This is a genomic window from Moraxella sp. FZFQ2102 (assembly GCF_024137865.1).
Taxonomy (GTDB): Bacteria; Pseudomonadota; Gammaproteobacteria; order Pseudomonadales; family Moraxellaceae; genus Moraxella.
Genome location: NZ_CP099960.1, coordinates 1872382 through 1891288, shown reverse-complemented (window position 1 = coordinate 1891288; position 18907 = coordinate 1872382). Strand labels below are relative to the sequence as shown.

Annotated in this window: 20 protein-coding genes and 1 pseudogene; 9 read left to right on the top strand and 12 right to left on the bottom strand. The window is 45.2% G+C overall.

What is annotated here, in order from left to right:
* Positions 1-125: 125 nt before the first annotated feature.
* Complete coding sequence (locus NGM44_RS08915; RefSeq protein WP_253223317.1) at positions 126-899, top strand: ferredoxin--NADP reductase; 774 nt, start codon at positions 126-128, stop codon at positions 897-899.
* A gap of 98 nt (positions 900-997) precedes the next feature.
* On the opposite strand, the gene NGM44_RS08910 is transcribed toward NGM44_RS08915, so the two are convergent.
* The gene (locus tag NGM44_RS08910) at positions 998-1423 is read right to left on the bottom strand and encodes an HIT family protein (RefSeq protein WP_253224667.1); all 426 of its coding nucleotides are present in this window, start codon (positions 1421-1423) and stop codon (positions 998-1000) included.
* 98 nt (positions 1424-1521) lie between these two features.
* Here NGM44_RS08910 and NGM44_RS08905 point away from each other — a divergent pair, with 98 nt between their 5' ends.
* Positions 1522-2196, top strand: a complete 675-nt coding sequence (locus NGM44_RS08905) for a hypothetical protein (RefSeq protein WP_253223316.1) — start codon at positions 1522-1524, stop codon at positions 2194-2196.
* 58 nt (positions 2197-2254) lie between these two features.
* Here NGM44_RS08905 and NGM44_RS08900 read toward each other — a convergent pair whose 3' ends face one another.
* The gene (locus NGM44_RS08900; protein ID WP_253223315.1) at positions 2255-3940 is read right to left on the bottom strand and encodes a BCCT family transporter; all 1686 of its coding nucleotides are present in this window, start codon (positions 3938-3940) and stop codon (positions 2255-2257) included.
* Between the two features lie 582 nt (positions 3941-4522).
* Between NGM44_RS08900 and ilvD the strand changes: the two genes are divergently transcribed.
* Positions 4523-6421: a dihydroxy-acid dehydratase gene (gene ilvD, locus NGM44_RS08895; RefSeq protein WP_253223314.1), complete on the top strand. Its 1899-nt coding sequence runs from the start codon at positions 4523-4525 to the stop codon at positions 6419-6421.
* 115 nt (positions 6422-6536) lie between these two features.
* The gene (locus tag NGM44_RS08890; protein ID WP_253223313.1) at positions 6537-7229 is read left to right on the top strand and encodes a hypothetical protein; all 693 of its coding nucleotides are present in this window, start codon (positions 6537-6539) and stop codon (positions 7227-7229) included.
* Positions 7230-7290: 61 nt separating this feature from the next.
* Here NGM44_RS08890 and NGM44_RS08885 read toward each other — a convergent pair whose 3' ends face one another.
* A complete protein-coding gene (locus NGM44_RS08885; protein ID WP_253223312.1) occupies positions 7291-9060 on the bottom strand; it encodes a glutamine--tRNA ligase/YqeY domain fusion protein in 1770 nt (589 codons plus the stop codon).
* A 213-nt stretch (positions 9061-9273) separates the two neighbouring features.
* On the opposite strand from NGM44_RS08885, the gene NGM44_RS08880 reads away from it, so the two are divergent.
* Both NGM44_RS08880 and NGM44_RS08875 read left to right on the top strand, forming a co-directional pair.
* Positions 9274-9783, top strand: coding sequence for a peptidylprolyl isomerase (locus NGM44_RS08880; protein ID WP_371923487.1), 510 nt, complete (start codon positions 9274-9276; stop codon positions 9781-9783).
* Positions 9783-10571 carry a UDP-2,3-diacylglucosamine diphosphatase gene (locus NGM44_RS08875; protein ID WP_253223311.1) on the top strand — a complete coding sequence of 263 codons (789 nt, stop codon included), beginning with the start codon at positions 9783-9785 and terminating at the stop codon, positions 10569-10571. The genes NGM44_RS08880 and NGM44_RS08875 overlap by 1 nt, the downstream gene beginning before the upstream one ends.
* 51 nt (positions 10572-10622) lie before the next feature.
* Here NGM44_RS08875 and NGM44_RS08870 read toward each other — a convergent pair whose 3' ends face one another.
* The 5 genes from NGM44_RS08870 to orn all read right to left on the bottom strand — a co-directional run bounded on the left by NGM44_RS08870 (position 10623) and on the right by orn (position 14246).
* On the bottom strand, positions 10623-11420 hold the full coding sequence (locus NGM44_RS08870) for a transporter substrate-binding domain-containing protein (RefSeq protein WP_253223310.1): 798 nt from the start codon (positions 11418-11420) through the stop codon (positions 10623-10625).
* A gap of 93 nt (positions 11421-11513) precedes the next feature.
* On the bottom strand, positions 11514-11654 hold the full coding sequence (locus tag NGM44_RS08865; protein WP_253223309.1) for a hypothetical protein: 141 nt from the start codon (positions 11652-11654) through the stop codon (positions 11514-11516).
* A 10-nt stretch (positions 11655-11664) separates the two neighbouring features.
* Positions 11665-12390: a pirin family protein gene (locus NGM44_RS08860; protein ID WP_253223308.1), complete on the bottom strand. Its 726-nt coding sequence runs from the start codon at positions 12388-12390 to the stop codon at positions 11665-11667.
* A 111-nt stretch (positions 12391-12501) separates the two neighbouring features.
* Entirely contained in the window at positions 12502-13377 is an 876-nt protein-coding gene (locus tag NGM44_RS08855) for a pirin family protein (protein ID WP_253223307.1), read from the bottom strand.
* A gap of 281 nt (positions 13378-13658) precedes the next feature.
* A complete protein-coding gene (gene orn, locus NGM44_RS08850; RefSeq protein ID WP_253223306.1) occupies positions 13659-14246 on the bottom strand; it encodes an oligoribonuclease in 588 nt (195 codons plus the stop codon).
* A 296-nt stretch (positions 14247-14542) separates the two neighbouring features.
* Between orn and NGM44_RS08845 the strand changes: the two genes are divergently transcribed.
* The 3 genes from NGM44_RS08845 to NGM44_RS08835 all read left to right on the top strand — a co-directional run bounded on the left by NGM44_RS08845 (position 14543) and on the right by NGM44_RS08835 (position 17067).
* Complete coding sequence (locus NGM44_RS08845) at positions 14543-15214, top strand: DUF2062 domain-containing protein (protein ID WP_253223305.1); 672 nt, start codon at positions 14543-14545, stop codon at positions 15212-15214.
* Between the two features lie 237 nt (positions 15215-15451).
* The gene (gene metK, locus NGM44_RS08840; RefSeq protein WP_253223304.1) at positions 15452-16612 is read left to right on the top strand and encodes a methionine adenosyltransferase; all 1161 of its coding nucleotides are present in this window, start codon (positions 15452-15454) and stop codon (positions 16610-16612) included.
* A gap of 122 nt (positions 16613-16734) precedes the next feature.
* Positions 16735-17067: a DUF3144 domain-containing protein gene (locus NGM44_RS08835; RefSeq protein ID WP_253223303.1), complete on the top strand. Its 333-nt coding sequence runs from the start codon at positions 16735-16737 to the stop codon at positions 17065-17067.
* 47 nt (positions 17068-17114) lie between these two features.
* On the opposite strand, the gene NGM44_RS08830 is transcribed toward NGM44_RS08835, so the two are convergent.
* The 4 genes and pseudogenes from NGM44_RS08830 to NGM44_RS08815 form a co-directional block, all read right to left on the bottom strand.
* The gene (locus tag NGM44_RS08830; protein ID WP_253223302.1) at positions 17115-17318 is read right to left on the bottom strand and encodes a hypothetical protein; all 204 of its coding nucleotides are present in this window, start codon (positions 17316-17318) and stop codon (positions 17115-17117) included.
* A pseudogene (locus tag NGM44_RS08825) lies at positions 17297-17977 on the bottom strand (ABC transporter six-transmembrane domain-containing protein). Before NGM44_RS08825 ends, NGM44_RS08830 begins: the two are co-directional and overlap by 22 nt.
* A gap of 19 nt (positions 17978-17996) precedes the next feature.
* Positions 17997-18428, bottom strand: coding sequence for a MarR family winged helix-turn-helix transcriptional regulator (locus NGM44_RS08820; RefSeq protein WP_253223301.1), 432 nt, complete (start codon positions 18426-18428; stop codon positions 17997-17999).
* A gap of 76 nt (positions 18429-18504) precedes the next feature.
* Entirely contained in the window at positions 18505-18750 is a 246-nt protein-coding gene (locus NGM44_RS08815) for a DUF333 domain-containing protein (RefSeq protein WP_253223300.1), read from the bottom strand.
* Positions 18751-18907 lie beyond the last annotated feature (157 nt).

Sequence of the window (18907 nt, the reverse complement as noted above, 5' to 3'; positions counted from 1 at the left end):
TATGCTAAAATAAACGGTGCTTATTCCAAATTTACCCTAAACCATTGGGTAAAAACTCGCTATTATAGCCAAAATTTCAATCATTGGCATATCCATTGCCAAGTATCCAATAATAAGAGATTATTATGTCAAAGTTTATCACAGAAACCGTCACTTATGTGCATCATTGGAATGATAGCCTATTCACCATCAAGACCACTCGTGGCGACAGCTTGCGTTTTCGCAATGGTGAGTTTGTGATGATTGGTATCATGGTCGATGGCAAGCCATTGGCACGCGCTTATTCTATCGCCAGTCCAAACTGGGCAGAAGAGCTGGAGTTTTTCTCAATCAAAGTTCCTGATGGCCCACTCACTTCTCGCCTACAGCATATCAAAGTTGGCGATGAGCTACTTATCAGCAAAAAACCAACGGGCACGCTCGTGCTAGATGACCTACTCCCGGGTAAGCATCTGTATATGCTCGCTACAGGTACAGGTCTTGCGCCTTTCTTGTCGCTATGCCGTGACCCTGAAGTCTATGTACGCTTTGAAAAAGTCATCCTAGTGCATGGCGTGCGTCATGTCGATGATTTGGCGTATCGTGATTTCTTTGAAAATGAATTGCCAAATGATGAAGTCTTTGGCGAGTGGGTGCGTGAAAAATTCATCTATTACCCAACCGTCACCCGTGATGAGTTCAAAAACACCGGTCGTGTGACTGACTTGATGAAATCAGGTAAGCTGTTTGAAGACATCGGTCTGCCTGTGATGAACAAAGATGACGACCGTGTGATGATTTGCGGTAGCATGGCGATGAACAACGACACTTGCGCTATCTTGGATAGCTTTGGTCTCACCATCTCACCACGCATGGGCGAGCCTGCCGATTATGTGGTTGAGCGTGCGTTTGTGGGTTGATTCAGCCATACAACCAGCAAAACAAAAGCCAACACAGTGATTTGTTGGCTTTTTGCTTTTTTGATAAACACTTTTATGAGAAAAGAGTTATTTGGCGATTATTCACCAATGGCGGTGCGTAGCTGCTCTGCCAATTTGGCAAGTTCATCTTGGTCGCCCATCTTGCTTTCGTGATGAGCAAAGGCACTAAAATGCGTCGGCACAAGGTGCATATGATAATGAAACACCGACTGACCTGCATCTGAGTGATTTAGCTGCATCTGGGTGATGCCTTGTACGCCAAGCACCGCACGCTGTGCCGTCATCACTTTTTGGGCGGTCTTAAACACCGCACAGGCGTATTCACAAGGCAAATCTGACAGCTCAACCGCTTGGCACTTTGGAATGACGAGCACATGACCGGTATCTACTGGCATGATATCCATAAAGGCAAGCGTTTTGTCGTCTTCATAGACCTTGTGGCAAGGGATTTCACCACGCAAAATCTTGGCAAAAATATTATTCTCATCATATACAGCTGGCATCATTAGCTCCTTGATTTTCGGGGATTTAACGACATTTTAACACGATTTTATAAAAATATGATATAGTAAGATTTTTTGCTTTCGTAGTATCAACCATCATGAGCCAAACCGCCGAAACCACCGATTTACCACAGTTTGTATTACAAAGCTTGTTTGATGATGAATCGCTTGTCTTTCGTGTGCATAATGTCAAAAATATCATCGTCAAACATGACATGGATTTGCCGCAGATGTTTTTGGCTCACTATGACAGCTTGGCAGATGAGATCAAGGCAGAGCATCCTTTGACGGCTGATTTGCTCAAAAAAATCAATCAAAAAACCACTGCTGAGCAAGCAAATGCCCTGCTTGGACTGCCCTCTGGCACCATTCGTCCAGCTCATCATATCAAAATCACCGGCACGGCTGTCATCGTTTGCGATAGCCTGCCAGTTGCTCTGCACATCAGCTTTACCAATACTGCCAAATCTTCGCAAGCACTGTATGGCAACGAGCCATCTGCGATGATCGAAGCCGAAGCCCAAAAATGGCAGTTGGCAGGCTTGGTCAATGTCCTGCACAAAAACCCAAAATTCACCCTGATTAGCCATGATTTATCTGGCGAATCACTCATCATTGAGCCTACAGCAACCTTTATACAGCTGCCAAATGCTCATGCACTTGCCACCACACACGCGATCAATACCATCAAGCATGACTCACCGATCAAATTGCAGTACCTACACGAGCGTATCGTAGAAACTGTCTTGGCAAGTGTTAATACGCATTATTAATTACGCATCATTAGTTCAAAAAAAGACAGCTCAAAGTTAATTCGGCTGTCTTTTTCGCTTATTTATCTTCTTCGTCTTTGGGCAGTGCCAATGGGCCTTTGAGTAGATGCTCATCGACCATCTCATCAGCAGAGTTATGATCAGCTGATTCCTGGGTGATGTACCATTGCCCTTTGCGGTACAAGGTCAAACGATCTCGACCTAAGCCTCGTAGCAGCGCATACATCATCACCAGCACCACGATGGCAAACGGTAAGCCTGCCACAATCGCTGCTGCCTGTAGTGCCGTCAGTCCACCTGCAGCCAGTAGCACCACTGCCATCAAGCCTTCGGAAGTCACCCAAAATAGTCGCTGAATCTTTGTCGAATTGGTATCACCACCTGCGGTCAGCATATCCACGACAAGACTGGCACTATCCGCTGATGTCACAAACCACAGCACAATCATCATCAAGATAATCACCATCAAGCCTTTGGTGAATGGATAATATTCAATCAGCTTAAAAATCGCACTGCCATAATCCGCCTGCACCGCTTCGACCAAGCCAAAGTTACCACTCAGCTCCATCTGCACCGCCACACCACCAAATGCCGTAAACCAAAAGAACAGTAGCAGCATCGGCACAAACAGTACACCAAACAAAAACTCACGAATCGTTCGACCACGAGAAATACGAGCAATAAACACGCCAACAAAAGGCGACCAGCTCACCCACCACGCCCAATAAAACACTGTCCAACTCGCCTGCCAGTTGCTTTCGCTATAGGCTTCGTTCCATAGACCAAGTGTGATCAGATTACCTGCATAATTACCGACATTTTCGACAAAGCTATCAAAGATAAACTGCGTCGGCCCCATCACCACCATAAAACCAAGCAGCAGTAAGGTCACAATAATGGTAAAGTCGCTCAGACGCTTCACCCCTTTATCCAGACCTGCCATGACTGAGACAGCCGCGCACGCCGTGATACCTGCAATCAACGCCACCTTAAGTGTCATACTCGGCGTCATGCCAAACATCTGCACAAGCCCTGTCTCAAGCTGCATCACCCCAAGACCAAGGCTTGTCACCACACCAAACATAGTGCCAAATACCGCCAAAATATCAACCGTATGTCCCCAGCCACCATATATCCGCTTACCCAAAATCGGAAACAGCACCGAACGCACCGACAATGGTAAGCCACGACGATAATGAAAATACGCCAAGGATAACGCCACCACCGCATAAACCGCCCACGCGTGCAACCCCCAATGCAAAAATGAAATCGTCATCGCTTGCTTAGCTGCTTCTACCGTCTGTGCCTGTGCCACTGGTGGTGCGACAAAGTGGTATAAAGGCTCAGCCACACCCCAGTACAAAAGCCCAATACCAATCCCTGCCGAGAACAACATCCCAATCCAAGAGCCAAAGCTATACTGCGGCGTTTCTGTCTGATGCCCTAGACGAATATCACCATAATGACTCATCGCCAAATATAAGCAAAACACCAAAGCAATATTAAATAAAATAATCAGTGCAAAGCCAAAATGTGTACTGATCCACGACTGCAGATGTCCGAACAGCCAGCCAGCATGATCACTAAACAGCGCGCCATACAGCATAAACACAATGATCAGCGCCGCAGAAATGGCAAACACAGGCACACTTACCTTGGGGAAAATCCCAAAACGGCTGATATTCACGCCTGCTTGCATGATTTTTTCATCATGGCTTTGTGTCGATTTATCGGTTTGATTCATAAATCTCATCCTTTATCAAAAAGCACTTTGTTGGGATGGATTTTTAGTTGTATTATTTGACTGGTTAAACACTTTAAGTCAGACAAATTTGAAATAAAACGAGCGAAGTTGTACAAGCAGTGCAACAAGCAAGCTTAACGCAGTATTATTTCAAAGCTGTCAGACCATATCTCCCATGATGTCAATTTCGCGCAATCGGGGTGATCCCCATTTCCTTTTGCACAGAAAAATACAATTAAAAATCAATCATGTTTGGCAAACAGCCTAGCAAGATTTGCTTGATATTGCAAATTTTCCGATATATTGATGATGAATTTGGCAGTCATTTATTGATAATAAATTATCATAACTTATTGATTTATAATAATAAATATGCTTATATTTTAACTTGTATCAACTTTGTAATTATATATGAAAAGCCAATAAATTATTATATAACGAGAAAATTTGGCAAACTTTTGGTTGGGTCGGAATTAGCGCAAAGTTCGGCTAAAAAGCTGTCCAAAGCGCGTCAAACAATGCTAAAATAACCGAACAAATTTCATTCATGTCAAGTTTGACAAAATTATAGGAATAACATTTATGCCAGTTTATCGCTCCAAAACTTCTACCGCTGGTCGCAACATGGCAGGTGCTCGTGCCCTATGGCGTGCCACCGGTATGACGGATGACGATTTTAACAAGCCAATCATCGCCATCGCCAACTCATTCACTCAGTTCGTGCCAGGTCATGTGCATCTTAAGGACTTAGGTCAGTTGGTCGCTCGTGAGATCGAAGCTGCCGGTGGTGTCGCCAAAGAGTTCAACACCATCGCTGTCGATGATGGCATCGCGATGGGTCATGGCGGTATGCTGTATAGCTTGCCTAGCCGTGATTTGATTGCTGATAGCGTCGAATATATGGTCAATGCCCACTGCGCTGATGCACTGGTCTGTATCTCAAACTGCGACAAAATCACCCCGGGTATGCTGATGGCAGCGATGCGTCTGAATATCCCGACCATCTTTGTCTCTGGTGGGCCAATGGAAGCAGGTAAGGTGCTGGCGAGCACTTTGGGTGATGGTCATACCGTACATGAGACTGTGACGGATGAGAGCGGTCAAAAGGTGCGTAAGCTTGACCTAGTCGATGCAATGATCGATGCTGCCGATGATTTGATCAGCGATAGCGATGTCGCCACCACCGAACGCTCAGCCTGTCCAACTTGTGGATCATGCTCAGGTATGTTCACCGCAAACTCAATGAACTGCTTGACCGAAGCACTTGGTCTATCACTACCAGGTAATGGTTCACTACTTGCGACGCACGCCAAGCGAAAAGATTTGTTCCTAGAAGCAGGTCGCCGTATCGTCGAGCTTGCCAAACGCTACTATGAACAAGATGATGCATCGGTGCTACCACGCTCGATCGCCACCAAAGCTGCTTATGAAAATGCCATGAGCCTAGATATCGCCATGGGTGGCTCGACCAATACCATCTTGCACCTACTGGCAGCTGCCAATGAAGCGGGCGTAGACTTTAAGATGGCGGACATTGATCGCCTATCTCGCCAAGTACCTTGTCTATCAAAAGTCGCCCCTGCTACCCAAAAATATCACATGGAAGATGTGCACCGTGCTGGTGGTGTGATGGGTATCCTAGCCGAGCTTGACCGTGCAGGGCTACTACAGACTGATGTGCCGACTGTACACAGTGCGACGATGGCTGATGCACTTGCCAAGTGGGATATCATGAATCCTGACAATACCCAAGCACGTGACCTATATATCGCAGCCCCAGGCGGCGTACGCACCACCCAAGCCTTTAGCCAAAATAAAGTCTGGTCAAATCTCGATGTCAATCGTGAATCAGGCTGTATCCGTAGCCGTGAACACGCCTACTCTCAAGATGGCGGACTTGCAGTACTATTTGGTAATATTGCTGAGCGTGGCTGTGTGGTCAAGACTGCAGGTGTGGACGAAAGCATCCTAACATTCACTGGCCGTGCTCGTGTGTTTGAGAGCCAAGACTCTGCTGTCGCTGCCATCTTGGATGATCAGATCGTCGCAGGTGACATCGTCATCATCCGCTACGAAGGCCCAAAAGGCGGTCCTGGTATGCAAGAGATGCTCTACCCAACTTCATATCTCAAATCAAAAGGCTTAGGCAAAGCCTGTGCCCTACTCACTGATGGTCGCTTCAGTGGCGGTACATCGGGTCTGTCTATCGGTCATGCCAGCCCTGAAGCTGCCGAAGGCGGCGCCATTGGCTTGGTCGAAGAGTTTGACACCATTGAGATTGATATCCCAAATCGTAGTATTCATTTGGATGTGTCAGATGAAGAATTGGCAAAACGCCGTGAAGCGATGGAAACTCGTGGCAAGATGGCGTGGAAACCTGCCAATCGTGAACGCTATGTCTCACAAGCTTTGCGTGCCTATGCAGCGATGGCAACATCTGCTGATACGGGTGCGGTGCGTGATGTCAGTCAGGTTGAGTAAATTATTCAATTGATTGATATCAATACAAATCAAGCCATCAGACGATGGCTTGATTTTTTTGTATTTTTCAATAAAATATCCCATAATGTCATTTTAATTAAATAAGGATTTTATTATGTCTGCACACCTTAATTTAGGCAATAGTATTTTTAAAGGATTTAATGACCAAAATGGTATATTGATTTGCGGTTATGAGCATGGGGAATCAAAAGCAGATGTTGCAAAATATGAAGCTAACAAAACACAAAAAATCTCACATCCCAATAAAGACGAAGTTACATTTACATTTGCCAATAAAGAACCATTTTTAGGTAAATATTCTTTCCCTTATGACAGTCGTATTGCTACATGGTTTAGACTGTGGGGACATCCATTAAATCACGATGGCTTAGGGGATGACTTTACCAAAAGCATTATGCAAACCAATCTCTCAAATACACAAAGCAATCATGTTCAGGACTACGATGTAATTGCTAGTGGCTTTGATAACTTTGTTGAGCTATTAAAAGAACTCAAGCCTAGTCTTATTTTATTCATGGGTGTAAGAAATTCTGACTTCATTAATAAACCAGATAATTTATCAAAAATTGAAAATATTTTAGGTCAATCCATCGCTGGTAGGAAATCAGTAACCGCAGAAACAAGTGGTAGAAAATTTAGAGTGATTTTTCAGGATTTTGAGCATTGTCATACTGTAACCTTTCCACATCCAAGCGGTACTATAGGATTAACAAATGAATATATCAGTAAGTTTGAACCGCAACTTAATGAAATCCTGACCAAATATAAAGCCCAACGTGGGTTTTAGCTTAATTGCCACCAAACAGAAAACCCCCAATCACAATTGGGGGTTTTGACAATTAAAATAATCATTCAAGCTTAAAGCTGTCTTTTAGCCCGACGATTTGGTTAAATACTGGCAAGTCGGCATTGTGCTCAATGGCATCAGCGATAAAGTAGCTCTCACGCTCGAATTGGAAACGCTCGCCTGCCGCCGCTTTTGCCAAATCAGGCTCGACCACCGCTTGACAGATGGTGAGTGAGTTTGGATTGAGATGCTGTTTAATCCATAGTGTATCAGCATCGGTGTCGGCATCGATGATTTCTTTTTCGTGTAGGCTGACATCGCTGATTTCATCATCTTCGAGCAGTAGATACTCATACAGACGCACCACCGCATCGACGCCATGACTGGCTGATACCCAGTGGATGACGCCTTTGACTTTGCGACCTTCTGGGTTGTTACCCAGTGTATTTTCATCAATAGTAGCAATCAGCTCAACCACTTGACCTGCATCATCCAGCTTATGCTCATTGACCTTTAGGACATAGCTATTACGCAGGCGGATTTCAGGATTTTCTGGCGATAGACGCTTGTAGCCTGCTGGTGGCACGACTTCAAAGTCGGTTTGGTCGATATAAATGGTCTTGGTAAATGGAATACGGCGTTCGCCCATCTCCAAGGACGGATGCTTTGGCTGGGTGAGCCATAGCACTTCACCATCAAAGTCAGCGACGGTTTTTGGGTTTTTGAGTTCAGCAAATTTTGCCACCGCTTCATCAAAGTTGGTGATGGTGACCCTCAAGGGACGCAATACCGCCATGCCACGAGCGGTGGTGTCTTCGAGCGATTTACGCACGCTAAACTCAAGCATACGATGATCCACCAAGCCATCAGACTTGGTGATGCCCACACGCTCACAAAAATCACGCAAGCCTTCAGGCGTATAGCCACGGCGACGCATACCGGCCACGGTCGGCATACGCGGATCATCCCAGCCTGACACCGCACCCATATCCACCAAACGCTTCAGCTTACGCTTACTAGTCAGGGTATGATCGATGTTTAGACGGCTGAATTCGTACTGATGCGGCGGATTATCAAAGCCCACTTTCTCAATCACCCAATCATAAAATGGGCGATGATCTTCAAACTCTAGCGTACACAGCGAGTGCGTAATACCCTCAAGCGCATCAGACAAAGGATGGGCAAAGTCATACATCGGATAGATGCACCAGTCATCGCCTGTCTGATGGTGATGAGCGTGCATCACCCGATAGATGACAGGGTCACGCATATTCATGTTCGGATGTGCCATATCAATCTTGGCACGCAGTACCGCACCGCCATCAGGATATTTACCGTTTTTCATATCATCAAAACGAGCCAAATTCACTTCCACACTCTCATCACGCTGCGGTGATGGCTTACCCACTTCGGTGAATGAGCCACGATTGGCGCGGATTTCATCGATGCTTTGTAGATCGACATAAGCATCCCCTTGCTTGATGAGTTGTACCGCCCAAGCGTGCAGCTGATCAAAGTAGCTCGATGCATAACGCACATCACCCGCCCAGTCAAAGCCAAGCCATTTGACATCTTCTTTGATACCATCGACATAGTCTTGTTTTTCGGCGGTTGGGTTGGTGTCGTCAAAGCGTAAATTGCACGCACCATCAAACTCGCCTGCCACGCCGAAATTTAGGCAAATCGACTTGACATGGCCGATGTGCAAATAGCCATTTGGCTCAGGTGGAAAACGGGTCAAAATGCTCTCATGCTTGCCTGATTGCAGGTCATCACGGATGATGGTGCGGATAAAATCGTTTTTTTCGGGTAGCTCGTTAGCAGTGGTCATATCTGTGTCCAAATTATTATCAATCAATACAAAATAAACCTTGATACTTTAGCATAATTGGCATGATTTTTCATCTGTTTAATCAGCAATTTTCATCAGCCATTTCTTGGCAGATTTATCCTTGAAACCCTTTGAAATCGATAAAATCATCCCCATATTTATCAGACAACTGTGCTATAATAGCCAAAATTTCACTCACTTTAAGGATTTGTCATGGATATGCCAATTGTAGAATTTGACACCACTTATGGTAACATCGTCATCGAGCTAAACGCCGAAAAAGCACCTGTAACGGTCGCCAACTTCATCGACTATGTCGAGTCTGGTCATTATGATGGCTTGATTTTCCACCGTGTGATCGACGGCTTCATGATCCAAGGCGGCGGTATGGACAGCGAGATGAAAGAAAAGCGCACTGGCACGCCGATCAAAAACGAAGCGGATAACGGTCTAAGAAATGATACTGGCACAATCGCCATGGCGCGCACTTCCGATCCGCATTCAGCGACTGCACAGTTTTTCATCAATGTGCGCGACAACGATTTTCTAAACTACACCAGCCCAACACCACAAGGCTGGGGCTATGCCGTATTCGGTCGCGTCATCGATGGTATGGATATCGTGAACCAAATCAAAGGCGTTCCAACTGGTCGCTTCGGCTATCACGCGGATGTACCGACCACACCGATCGTGATCAACAGCGCTAAAGTTATTAAGAAATAATGCACAGCGCTGATTATTATTTCACCACAAAGCCGTCTGAAATTCAGGCGGTTTTTGTTAGTGATTTGCACTTATCAGCACATACGCCCAAGCTTGCAGCGGCATTTATTCGCCTGATTGAAGATCTGTGCCACCTGCCGAATTTGAACAGCTTATACATTCTTGGCGACTGGTTGGATGCTTGGATCGGTGATGATGCTTATTTAAGCTTGGATAAACAAACCAAAGACACGCATTGGCTCACACCCATCATCAAAGCCCTAAAAAAACTGTCTGACAAAAAGGTGCAAATCTTAGTCATGCATGGCAATCGTGATTTTGCTTTGTCTGATAAACTCACCAAATTATTTGGCGGTGCTATCATTGCCGAGCCTTTTTATATCAATACCCCGCAAGCACGCATTCGCCTAGAGCATGGCGACGCGCTGTGTACCGATGATGTCAAATATCAGCAATACCGCGCCATCATCCGCCATCCGCTCATGCGTTATCTACTGCTCAAGCTTCCCTTATCCATACGCGAAAAACTTGGCAAAGATATTAAAGATAAATCAAAAAATGACAAAAGCCAAAAATCCGCCATAATCATGGATGTCAATAACGATGCTGTAAGCCATGCCTTAAAAGACTGTGATGCACTATTACACGGTCATACCCACCGCCCTGCCGTGCATCATGCCGATGACAAAGTCCGCACGGTACTGGGTGACTGGCGCGATGATAGGCAAGTAGTTAGCGCTGAAATTGGGCTTTTGGTGGATGATGCACTGGTTTTGGCAAGGCTTTAGAGATAAAAAAATTGGCAAGTTCACCAATCTTTTTTGTTTTCATCAGGATAATCAATCCTTTGGCAACCACTTACTGATCACGCGATCAAGATTGCCTGATAGTCTTTCAAGATGTAAAAATTGATCAACATACGCCTTAAAGCGAAAATCATTATTGGCGATCAACCAGCCATTTTGGGCAGGTTTTAGTGGTTTATCAGGATTGACAGCACACAGCACGCCTTTATGCTCATGGGTCTTGACGATGGCTTCTGCCGCTTCAGTGACAAATACATCCGCACGACCTTCAGCCACTTCATTAAAAATCGTCAAATTTTCAGGATGCATCGTAAGTTTTGCCTTGGTCAAAACAGTGCGAGCAAAGTTCTCATTACTACCGCCAGGATTGGCTACGATGCGCACAGTTGGCTGATTAATCTGATCAATGGTTTGGTATTTTGAGACATCTTCACAGCGTACAAGTGGCGTCTTGCCATTGGTAAAATATGGTACGCTAAACAAGGCTTGCTGCTGTCGTGGTAAAGTAATCGAAATACCACCGATGGCAATATCACACTTACCCGCGGTAAAATCACTCATCAGATTTGACCAACTGGTCTTAACCATCTGAACTTCTGCACCCATACTGTCTGCCAACAGCTCAACCAAGTCATTATCCACACCTTCAAACTTACCCTGATGATCAAAGCTAAACGGCTTATAATCGCCTGGTGAACACACGCGCAAAGTCTTAGTCTTCATGACCTGCGCCAAAGTATCAGGCATCGCACTCGTCTGCGCTTGCACGCTTGGTGCTATCATAAGATTTGCCGCTGCAGCCACCATGCTTGAGGTAAACAGTTTTTTCACCCTACACTCCATTGGTTGATAAATTGAAATAGCATTATAACGAAAAATAAAAAAGACGAAAACCATCAATTTTCGTCTTTTGCATAATTTGTATTAATCGACCCACGGCGGACGCGGCGCGTCATAGCGATACGGCGCATCTACTACAGGGGCAAAGCGTGCATTTTGTGCTTGCCAATCACCGAATGCCGTGCCAATATAGCCCTTATCAGGACCGACAAAGTTCCACCACATAGTCACAGGATTAATCAATCGGCACGCCACCGATCAGCAGCACACGCGCATGAGCAGGCAAGCTGATGGTAAGTGTACTCGCGCCTGCTTGCTGATAATACAGATGATGCATCGGCACAGTACTATCCACCACTTGCGCTTCGCCAAGGCTGACAAATATACCGTATTCAAACTCAGTATTCAATGGCAAAGTCAGCATCTGCGCCGTATCGCTGTCATTGTGTAGATCTAGACCCACAAGCGGCGTATAGACCTTAGCAGCGGAGCGTTGATCAGCAAATTCACCAACCAATAAAGTATGCGTCACACCCTGATCTGTCCACACAGGCAGCTGTGATAAATGTTGAAAATCCGCTGCGCCATCATAGCGATCAGGCGGCAAGGCGATCCACAGCTGCACCGCGTGCATATCGCCCGTGCTATTCGGCGCGTTCACTTCAGTGTGTGCGATGCCATGCCCTGCCGTCATGATATTGATCTCACCTGGACCTACGGTATTGGCATTGCCCAAGCTGTCATGATGCAGCGTCTCACCTGAGATCATCCAAGTAAAGGTTTGTAGTGCTGTATGTGGATGCTCGCCGACATTCAGTGGCTTATCCGACTTGGTTGGACCCAAATGATCCAAAAAGCACCACGCGCCAATCGTGCGACGACCACGCTGCGGCAATACGCGATTGACATACAGCCCTTCATTGAGCAGTGCTTCACGCGGCTTTAAGATATTATCACTCATCTTGGTGATCCTTGTGTATGAATTTTCCGCCCAAATTCACATGATAAGATTATATTTGAACGGAAAATTTTTTAATTCATCTTATTAATATAGACAACTTATGCGGATGGTTTAATCAGCCATCACATCGGCTTTTTCGCCCAATCTGCCTGCGCGATAATCATTCATCGCATCGATGATTTGCTGTTCGGTATTCATCACAAATGGACCATATTGGACGATTGGTTCATTCAGCGGCTTACCTGCGATCAATAAGAATCGCGCGTCTTCATCTGCATCGATGACCACGCCATCACTGCCTGCATCATTTGCCAAGATCGCCATGGTATCAAGCGCAACTTTTTTACCATTGATGCTGACACTGCCGCGGAAGACAAAGATAAAGGCATTGTGCGTATCTGGCAGCTGCTGCTCAAAACGCGTACCTGCAGGCATTTTGACATCCAAATAAGTCGGCTCAGTCACTTCTCGCGTCACCGCGCCATCGACACCATGACTATGACCCGCAATCACCGTGACATCCACACCATTATCCAATCGCGCGTGCGGTAGATCCGCCTTAGCAAAATCCTTATACCAAGGCTTGTTCAATTTATCCTTGGCAGGTAGATTCAGCCACAGCTGAAATCCTTCCATCACACCGTTTTCTTGTTGGGGAATCTCAGAATGGATCACGCCATGCGCTGCCGTCATCCACTGCACGCCGCCATCTTCGAGTAGTCCGCGATGCCCTGCGCTGTCATGGTGCAGCATACGACCTTGGATCATAAAGGTAATGGTCTCAAAGCCACGGTGCGGATGATCAGGAAAACCTGCGATATAGTCATTTGGGTCATCGCTGCTGAAGTGATCAAGCATCAGATATGGATCAAGGCGTTTTTGTAGATTGTGCGTCAGTACGCGCGTCAAATTCACGCCTGCACCATCAGAAGTTGGCATACCTTTGTTTAATTGTTCGACTTGTCGGGTGTGGGTGACAGTAGTCATGGAAAGCTCCTTATTGATTATTATTTAATTATGAATTTATTATAATGTTAATATGCCATTTATTATGTGTAGATTTTCGGCATTGTCACGCTTTGGATAATTATACAGATACCCATAAAATCATCAGCGGTGATTATACTATAAGGATGGCAGGGTAATTTTTCAAGAAAAAAAACGCAATCTTGATCGATAATCTGATGATGAGTCATTGATTTTTAAACCAATTTATAAATAAAAAACGGAACACACTCACTGCGTTCCGTTGATTCATTGCACAGCCATCAATCCAATAACTTAAAAAAATGCTCACGATAATGGCGCAGCTCGCGGATTGAGTCGCGGATGTCGTCTAGGGCAAGATGCGCGCCGCCTTTTTGGTAGCCGCTTGCCACATCAGGACGCCAGCGATAGCACAGCTCTTTGATACTTGAAACATCAAGGTTGCGATAGTGAAAATAACGCTCAAGCTTCGGCATTTGGCGCGCCAAGAATCGGCGATCTTGACAGATGGAATTACCACACATCGGTGAGATGCCCGCATCCACCCACTTTGACAGAAATTCAATGGTCTGCACTTCAGCATCTTCAAGCGTCACTTTACTGCGGCGCACGCGATCAATGAGACCAGATTGTCCGTGTTGGTTCTTATTCCAGTCATCCATGCCATTTAGCACCACATCACTGACCTTGATGGCAAGCACGGGACCTTCAGCAAGGATGTTCAAATCATCATCCGTGACGATGGTTGCGATCTCGATGATCTCATCGCGCTGGGTATCAAGCCCTGTCATCTCAAGGTCAATCCAAATCAAGGCTTTTTTGGCTTTGGTTGATGGTTTTGGCGTGGCGATTTTAATTTTGTCAGTCATGAAATTATCCTTTATCAAACCTTGCCATTGTAGCACAGCTTGCACGCATACGCCATGATTTAAAAAGCAGTCATCAGATGATTATCAGATACATTGACAAACTGGCACGCGCCTTATCTTAGCAAATACGCTTGGTAAATACTCTTAGCAAAAATCATTGTAGCAACAGATACAGTTTTCGATACCGCTTGCTTACAAAAACACACGCTTTAACATCGAAATCTTTATAAAATTTTGTTATAATCAGCGACTTAAATTTATCATCAACCATCCATGCTACTCGCGACCAGATTTTCATGCCAAAAAATAAAATCAAAGCCTGGCTGCCTACCCCCGAAAAGCTGCGTGAAAATCGCCTGATCGCGATGTTTGCGCCTTTTTTGGCAGATCCGCGCCTGTGGCAGATGAATCGTGGTTCGCTTAATCGTGCGGTATATGTCGGCGTGTTGGCGGCGTTTTTTCCACTACCAGGGCAGATGCCGCTTGCCATCATCGGTGCGCTGCTTGTGCGTGCCAATGTACCGATGGCGGTGGCTTTGACATGGATTACCAATCCTTTGACAGGCATTCCTGTATTTTGGGCGGCGTATTCACTTGGCGCATGGCTGCTTGGTGAGCCGATGATCGGCATTCGCAGCATTGGTATCATCTTAAGCGATTTAACCCTTTGGGTGACGACAAGCGACGCTATTAACCCCTTTACCCATCACAAGATTTTCTCTTGGCAAACGATGGTGGTCGGGCTTGTGCTGTCTGCGATCATCACCAGTATTGTGCTGGGCGTGGCGTTTCGGATTTTTTGGCATTATCGCACGGTGCGCGACTGGCAAGCACGCCACGGTTATAACGCCAAAGCGCCGCGATTTAGCAAGCAAAAAGGTCATAAAGCCCGCGAAAAAGCCCGCGCTGAACAAGAAAAAGTCCAAGCCCAAAAGTCCGCCAAGTCTTCTGACGATTTTTCTATTTGATCAATTTCATCACATTCACAACCGTAAGCGTAATCATTTTCATCTTTATATGAAAATTTTTCATTGGTTTTTATCATACTTTTCAAGTATAATTTTCCGCCAAATACCCAAAGATTTTTCTTATCGATGAATAATTGATTCAGACCAAGCCTTTTGCGAGTGGGTATTTGTTCTGTCAAGCCTAAAAAAGCCACCAGAATCGCACACTTTTTTCTTCTTTTTTATAGTGAAAATCTTATGAATTATTCCGTATTTACTTCAGAATCTGTCAGCGAAGGCCATCCAGATAAGATGGCAGACCAAATCTCTGACGCCCTACTTGATGCTATCTTAGAACAAGACAAAGATGCGCGCGTGGCGTGTGAGACCTTGGTAAAAACAGGGGCGGTGGTATTAGCTGGCGAGATCAGCACACACGCGAACATCGATGTCGAAGCCATCGTCCGCGACACCGTAAACAACATCGGCTACAACCATTCAGATCTTGGCTTTGATGGCTCAACCTGCGCAGTGATCAACATGATCGGCAAGCAGTCACCAGAGATCGCCCAAGGTGTCGATCGCTCACGCCCAGAAGACCAAGGCGCAGGTGACCAAGGCTTGATGTTCGGCTATGCAACCAACGAAACTGAAGTACTGATGCCTGCACCGATTCAGCTATCACACCGCTTAATGGAGCGTCAAGCTGAACTTCGTAAAAACGGTACTTTGCCTTGGCTGCGTCCAGACGCCAAAGCGCAAGTCACCTTGCATTATGATGCAGCATTCAAGCCATTTGCCGTCGATGCGGTGGTGCTATCAACTCAGCACAGCCCAGAGATCAGCCAAACTGACCTGCATGAAGCGGTGATGGAAGAAATCATCAAAAAAGTCATCCCAGCTGAGCTGCTACACGCAGGCACACAATATCACATCAACCCAACGGGCAAATTCGTCATCGGCGGTCCTGTCGGTGATGCTGGTCTGACTGGTCGTAAAATCATCGTCGATACCTATGGCGGTATGGCGCGTCACGGCGGCGGTGCATTCAGTGGTAAAGATCCATCAAAAGTCGATCGCTCGGCTGCTTATGCAGGTCGCTATGTCGCCAAAAACATCGTCGCAGCAGGCCTTGCTGATCGCTGCGAAGTACAAGTCAGCTATGCCATCGGTGTCGCTGAGCCGACTTCGATCTCGGTCAATACCTTTAACACAGGTAAAATCAGTGACGCACAAATCGTCGATCTAATCCGCGCGCACTTCGACCTGCGCCCTTATGGCATCACGCGTATGCTTGATCTATTGCAGCCGATGTACCAACAAACCGCCAGCTACGGTCACTTCGGTCGCACAGGCTCAGACCATGCCTTTACTTGGGAAAAAACCGATAAAGCTGAGCTGCTGCGCACCGCGATTTAATCAGTAAATCTCTTGCTTAAGCATGATAAAAGCCTTAGAATAAGCGTGTTCTAAGGCTTTTTTATAAGCTGTATTTGATCTTTAAAAAGTCATTTAACCCATTGATAATACTAGGAAAAATTATGAGTAACAAACCAGAATTTAACGAAGAAGAATTCCAAGCGCAGATGAATGCGTTTTTTGAGCGTGCTGATCAAGTGATCAATCTTGCCAACAGTCAGCTGAGCCCACAGTCGCACGCAGGACAAGTCGCCGCAAGCCTAAACTATGCCGCAGCGCGCTTTGCGGTATCAGCAGCAAGCATCGGCTTTGTTAAAGGCAGCGATCTTGCCAAAGAAAAAGACGACATCATCAAGTTTTACACCGAAAAATATCAACAAATGCTGTCAGAGAACCTAGATCAGTATATTGAGAATTTCGATCAATATACCAATGTCTCAAAAGCTGAAAAGTGATTTATCGTACAATGTGTTGGGCTATAAACTGCCCAGCACATTACCCATCACACCGCCACCGCTTCACCCCGTCCTACTTCCACGCGCTTGCCAATATCTTTGAGTTTAGATAATTCTTCCACTAATCTTGGCATATCATCAAGGCTAATGGCAAATGTCCACAAATAAGTAATCACCGCATAAATATGCCCAGCCGTTACGCCATTTTTCAGCGTTAGCACGGTGAGCGTTACGCCAAACAAAATCGCCATCGCCACACCAATACACAAAAACTCACCGCTTCACGATTGGAAATCAAAATCCGTAACTTTTCCACTAAGCCATAATGTTTGGAGAGTTCTCGATGACTGGCACGCTCCACACAATCCACTTCTTTTTCAAGACGATAATTGAGCTTAAAATACAGCTTATCATTCATCTTGATATAATTTGGCAAGATAAAAGCAAATACCATGGCAATGCCCAACGCCACTACACCTGACCAAAATTCAATCAAAAGTAACATCACCACCGCCCCAACAATAGAAAAAGCAGATGTGATGAGTATTGGCAAATGCTGTTCAAAAAAATTAACAAATTCCCTTGATAACGCCACTCGAGCAGTGGTCGTGGGTACATCAAAACCCTTATGATGTTGCCCTAAAATCACAGGCACGGCAAGTTCACTATAAATCCGAGTAAACGCACGAGTATCTACCGCACGCCGCGCCTAACCAACTGCCCAAATCACCAGCACCATCAACGCATACGCCAAAGCTGACAATAAATTGCCTGCCAACACCGCATTGACTGCAAAACTGCCCACCAGCGGATAAAGCAACAAAAGTAAATTTTCGGCAAATACAAGGCTAAAGGTCGCAAATAAGCGTTTTTTATGTTGTATCGCAATGTGTTTTAGCGTGTGAAACATGGTCGGTTCTAAGGTCAAATCAGTCATGATGTTCAATATGTCTGTTAAAAATAGCACTTAATTCGTGCATTAAAGCAAATAATTGAGCGGTTTTTTCTGTACCAAATTCAGCAAAAGCCTGTTCGCTGAGCGTATGCGTTTTTGCCAAAATCGGCTTGGCAATCGCCCTACCTGCGTCCGTCAAACGCATGATTTTTTCACGCTTATCGGTCGCACTTGGGTAAAATTCAAGTAAGCCTTTTTCCTTATATTCTTTACAAATATTAAAAATCGTTTGCTTAGGAATATACCACTCATCGCAAATTTGCTTTTGAGTTATGCCATCTGCATTGTCCGCCAAGCTATACAATACCGCAAAATGATTATAAGTTAAGCCAAGTTTGACAATCCAATGTTCAACTGCACCATCAATTTGAGCAATGGCATTGCCAAGTTCATTAAAATAATTCATCACATCTTCTTAATATTCCCTAAAAAAACATGGCGTAAATTACATTACGCCATGCCACAAATGGTGAGAACAGGTATTATTTGCTATGCTTGCGAAAATAATCCCATTCTTCTACCACTTGACCATTTGGCAAATGACACATCGCATATTTACCGCTATCTTTATCTTTACGAGGTTCTAATTTTCCGCCTTGTTTTACGCAAAATTCTGAAACAGGATTTGCCATACCAATCATAGGCTCTGGTTCGGTAGTATTATTGGTTGTAGTGCAAGCGGTTAAAAGCATGGCAACTCCCAATGTCACTAAAGTTAAAATTTTCATAAAAATTCCTAAAATGCTGAATGGATAAATTAGTCTTAAAATTTACTAATTTTGGCGTATTATACCGAAAAATTGGGGAAATGCAAGGGAAAGCAGTCTTATTTTTTACTAAATTTACCAGCCAAGAAAATCTGCATTTTTGACTTTAAAATTTCAT